General features: G+C 78.4%; 4 protein-coding genes. All 4 read right to left on the reverse strand.

Going from position 1 to position 4,764, the window contains the following annotated elements; translation table 11 throughout:
- Window positions 1–362, reverse strand: a 362-nt coding sequence (locus VER05_RS14450) for a SixA phosphatase family protein (RefSeq protein ID WP_324846035.1), incomplete at its 3' end; no start/stop codon positions are given.
- Window positions 363–381: 19 nt separating this feature from the next.
- Window positions 382–1,149 carry an enoyl-ACP reductase FabI gene (fabI, locus tag VER05_RS14455; RefSeq protein WP_324846036.1) on the reverse strand — a complete coding sequence of 256 codons (768 nt, stop codon included), beginning with the start codon at window positions 1,147–1,149 and terminating at the stop codon, window positions 382–384.
- A gap of 35 nt (window positions 1,150–1,184) precedes the next feature.
- Entirely contained in the window at window positions 1,185–1,919 is a 735-nt protein-coding gene (gene fabG, locus VER05_RS14460; protein WP_324846037.1) for a 3-oxoacyl-ACP reductase FabG, read from the reverse strand.
- A 192-nt stretch (window positions 1,920–2,111) separates the two neighbouring features.
- Window positions 2,112–4,764 (reverse strand): GNAT family N-acetyltransferase (locus VER05_RS14465; protein ID WP_324846038.1); only part of this gene is annotated, 2,653 nt, incomplete at its 5' end.

Consider the following 4,764-nt stretch of genomic DNA (forward strand, 5'->3'; position numbering starts at 1 on the left):
GTCTGCGACACGGTCGGCTCGTGGCCGACGACCAGCACGGTGCCGGCGGACTCGTCGAGCTCCCGCAGCAGGCCGAGCAGCTGCCGGATGCCGGCCGCGTAGACGTCGTCGGACAGCCGGGCGGTCTCCGCGGGCACCTCGAGCCCGGCGCGGACCAGGTCCCAGGTCTGCCGCGTGCGCAGCGCCGACGACACCAGCGCGAGGTCGGGCACCAGGCCCGCCGCCCGCAGCCCCGTGCCGACCTCGGTGGCCTGCTTCCGCCCGGCGAGGGCGAGGGGTCGGAGCTGGTCGTCGAGGGAGCCCGGGTGCTCCGCCTTCGCGTGGCGGAGCAGGACGAGCTGGTGCGCGGAGCCGTGGGTCACGCGCACCAGCGTCCCACGACTACTGACCCATGGCGTGCACGCCGCCGTCGACGTGCACCATCTCCCCCGTCGTCTTCGGGAACCAGTCGGAGAGCAGGGCGGCGACCGCGCGGGCAGTCGGCTCCGGGTCGTGCACGTCCCAGCCGAGCGGCGCGCGGCCGTCCCAGCCGCCCTCCATCGACTCGAAGCCCGGGATGGACTTCGCGGCCGTGGTGCGGATCGGCCCGGCGGAGACCACGTTGACCCGGATGCCCTGGGGGCCGAGGTCGCGGGCCAGGTAGCGGGAGGTCGACTCGAAGGCGGCCTTGGCGACGCCCATCCAGTCGTAGACCGGCCAGGCGAACCGGGCGTCGAACGTGAGGCCGACGATCGAGCCGCCGTTCGTCAGCAGCGGCTGCGTGGCGGTGGCGAGCGACTTCAGCGAGAACGCGGAGACCTCGAGCGCGGTGGCCACGTCGGCCCACTCGGCGGCGAGGAAGTTGCCGCCCATGACCGACTGCGGCGCGAAGCCGATCGAGTGCACGACGCCGTCCAGGTGGTCGACGTGCTCGCGCACGCGCTCCGGCAGGGCGGCCAGGTCCTCGGCGTCCGTGACGTCGAGCTGCACGACCGGCGCCTCCTTCGGCAGCCGGCGGGCGATCGCCTGGGTCAGGCGGAACTGGCGGCCGAACGAGCTGAGCACGACCTCGGCGCCCTCCTCCTGCGCGAGGCGCGCCACGTGGAAGGCGATGGAGCCGTCGGTGAGGACGCCGGTGACGAGGAGCTTCTTGCCGTCGAGCAGGCCCATGGTGTTTCCGATCGTTCGAGGGTGCGGGGAGGAGGTCAGTGGCCCATGCCGAGGCCGCCGTCGACCGGCAGCACGGCGCCCGAGATGTACCCGGCGGCGGGCGAGGCGAGGAACTCGACGGCGGCGGCGATCTCGTCGACCGCGCCGAACCGGCCCGCGGGGATGGACGACAGGTAGGCGTCCTGGCGGTCCTGCGGCAGCTCCGCGGTCATCTGGGTCTCGATGAACCCGGGGGCGACGACGTTCGCGGTGATGCCGCGGCCGCCGAGCTCGCGGGTGACGGACCGGGCCATGCCGACGAGGCCGGCCTTGGTCGCGGTGTAGTTCACCTGGCCGGCGTTGCCGTACAGGCCGACGACCGAGCCGATCATCACGATGCGCCCGCGGCGCAGCCGGATCATGCCCTTGGACGCGCGGCGCACGCACCGGAACACGCCCGTGAGGTTGACGTCGAGCACCTGCTGGAAGTCGTCGTCCGACATCCGCATGAGCAGGCCGTCGCGGGTCACGCCGGCGTTCGCCACCAGGACCTCGACGGGGCCGTGCTGGGCCTCGACCTCGGCGAACGCGGCGTCGACGGAGGCCGTGTCGGTGACGTCGCCGGTCAGCGCGAGGACGCCGTCGGGGGCGCCGCCGCTGCGGACGATGGTCGCGACCCGGTCGCCGTTCGCGACGAACCGCTCGGCGATCGCGCGGCCGATGCCGCGGTTCGCCCCGGTCACGAGCACGCTGCGCGGCTCCGGGCTGGTGGTCTGGGGGTTCTCGGACACGGAAGTCGACGCTAGCCGACGGCCCCCGGGCCGCGGTGCACCGCCGCGGCACAGGATGCCGGGCCCGTGTTGTCCGGTTCGCACAACTGGGACGGCCCGGCGCGGGCGGCACCTCCCGACAGTGGAACGTCGTGACCGACACGCCGTCGGCGTGTCGGTCACGACGTTCCACTCCCGACGTGGGCGTCCGGGTCAGAGCGGGCGGCGCATCCGGTAGTTGGTGAGGGTCACGCCGCGGCGGACCGGGTGCTGCTCCGCGACGACGACGAAGCCGTGCGCCGCGAAGAACGGGCGCGCCGTGATGCTCGCGTGGGTGGTCAGCTCGGTCGCGCCGTCGGCGGCGGCCGTCCGGACCGCCCAGTCGAGCAGCGCCCGGGCCACCCCCTGCCGCGCCGCGCCCGGGTCGACGAACAGCATGTCGACGTAGCCGGCCGCGTCCACGTCGGTGAACCCGACGACCGCGCCGTCCCGCACCGCGACCCGGGTGCGCGCGGCGGCGCGCCGGGCGGCCCAGGCGTCGGGGTCGATCTCGTCGGGCGCCCACGCGGCGACCTGCTCGGGGGTGTAGTCGCGTGCCGCGGTGCCGGTGATCGCGCGCCGGAACACCGCCAGGGTCGCGGGGGCGTCGTCGGGGGTGTGGTCGCGGAGGTGCAGCACGCCCTCGGCGGCAGCGGCGGCCAGGCCCGCGAGCGCCCGGGCCTCCTCCCCCACGTCGCCCGCCGCGCGCGCCGGCCCCAGCGCCCGGTCGAACCACGCCCGCGCGTCGCGGGGACGCCCGCCGGCGAGCGCCACCGCGCCCAGGGCGTTGAGCGCCTCGACCTCGACCAGCCGCGCCCGGAGCCGCGCCGCCTGCTCCCGCGCGCCGGTCAGGACGTCCTCCGCGGCGGCCAGGTCCCCCGCGCGGTGCAGCGCCCGGCCCAGGACCGTGCGCGCCTCCGCCTGCGCCTCGACGTCGCCGAGGTCGCCCGCCCGCTCGGCCAGGGCGCGCAGCGCGGCGACGACGCCCGGCACCTCGCCGGGGTCCCCGGCGGCGAGCGCCAGCCGCTGCTCGTGCAGGGCGGTGCGCAGCCCGAGGTTCGCGTCGCCCAGCCGGTCCGCCGCCGCGCGCGCCCGGACCACCCGCGCCCGGGCCTCCGCGAGCCGCCCGGCGTGCTCCAGCGCCAGCGCCGAGTTGCTGGTCACGACCGCCACGTTCAGCACGTCGCCGACCCGCTCGGCGAGCGCGAGCGCCTGGTCGTAGCCCGCGAACGACTCCGCGTGCCGGCCGAGCACCCGCAGCGCGTCCGCGTGGTTGCCCACCGCGCGCCCCTCGCTGACGACGTCGCCGCCGGCGCGCGCCGCCTCCGCCGCCTCGGCGTACGCGCGCAGGGCCTCGTCGGTGCGCCCGAGCCGCTTGTAGACGTTGCCGATCCGGTTGAGCGTCTGGCCCGGCCGCGGGTCGTGCCCGGACTCGTGCGCGCGCACCAGCTGCGCCAGCGCCTCGTCGTACCGGCCGAGGTGCTCGAGCACCCGGCCCAGGTCCCGGCCCGCGCGGCTCCGGCCGGCCGGGTCGGCGGCCGCGGCGGCCGCGCCGTGCAGCACCAGCGCGTCGGCGTAGTGGCCCGCCGTGTCCAGGTACGCCGCCAGGAGCCCGGACAGCCCGCCCAGGGGCGCGGCGATCCCGAGCTCCGCGCACCGCGCGCCCGCGGCCACGGCCACCGGGCGGAGCGCGTCCAGCCGCTCGCGGGCCACCGCGGGCGTCGCGGCCACCGGCGGGCCGCCGAGCGCGAGGTCGTGGTGCGGCGCGACGACGGCGACCAGCGGGCGGCACACCTCGACGAGGCGGTCGACCAGCCGCTCGACCGCCGCGCGGCGCGCGCTGACCGGCTCGTCGTCCTGCGCGGCCTCCCGCGCGTACCGCCGCACGAGCGCGTGCACCGTCGACCGCCCGCCCGGCGCCGGCAGCACCAGGTGCGCGTCCTCCAGCGCCGCGAGCGCCCGCCGCACGCTCGCCTGGTCGAGCCCCGCGAGCACGGCGAGCCAGGCCGACGGCAGCGGGGCGTCCAGCAGCGCCAGCCGGCGCAGCACGAGCGCCTGCTCCGGGTCGAGCGCGCGGTAGGCCGCGTCGAGGGCGGGCAGGGCGTGCGACGACTGGGCCACGCGGTGCACGTGGTCCGCCAGGGACCAGGCCGGGCGCTCGGCGACCTGGCCCGCCGCCACCGCGAGCGCCACGGGGAGGTGCCCGCACGCGGCGGCGAGCGCGGCGGCGGCCTCGGGCTCGGCGGCGACGCGGTCGGGGCCCACGAGGTCGCCGAGCATCGCGACCGCGGCGCCCGGCTCCAGCGGGGCGAGGCGCACGGTGCGGGCGCCGTCGACCGGGAGCGCGCGGCGGGCGGTCACCAGCAGGGACCACGCCGGGGCGGCGTCGGCCAGGACGCGGGCGACGGCGGCGGGGCGGTCGGGGTCGTCGACGTCGAGCAGGACGAGGAGGCCGGGGGCGCCCGGGGTGGCGGTCGGGGTCGCGGTGGCGGCGGGGGTGGACGGCAGGGCCGCCGGCACGAGGTCGGGGTCGACGTCGCCCGGGCCGAGCAGGACCGGCGCGCCCGCGGCGGCCCGGTGCGCGCGGGCGACCGCCTCGGCGAGCGCGGTGATGCCGGAGCCGGGGACGCCGGTGAGCACGGCGACCCGGGCGGGGGCGCGGTCGGTGCCCGGGGCGACGCCCGCGCCCGCGCCGTCCGCGCCGTCGTCACCGCCGTCGTCCGCACCGGCCGGGTCGCCCGCAGGGACGTCGGGACCCGCGCCCGCGTCCCCACCCGCACCCGCGGCGGCGCCCGCGGCCCAGGCCAGCAGCTCCGCCAGCTCGGCG

Source organism: Cellulomonas sp. (assembly GCF_035634735.1).
In the GTDB taxonomy this organism is placed as follows: domain Bacteria; phylum Actinomycetota; class Actinomycetes; order Actinomycetales; family Cellulomonadaceae; genus Cellulomonas.

What these genes read in the sequence shown, in the direction of transcription:
- fabI (WP_324846036.1), bottom strand. Translation starts at nt 1,149, where the DNA reads ATGGGCCTGCTCGACGGCAAGAAGCTCCTCGTCACCGGCGTCCTCACC.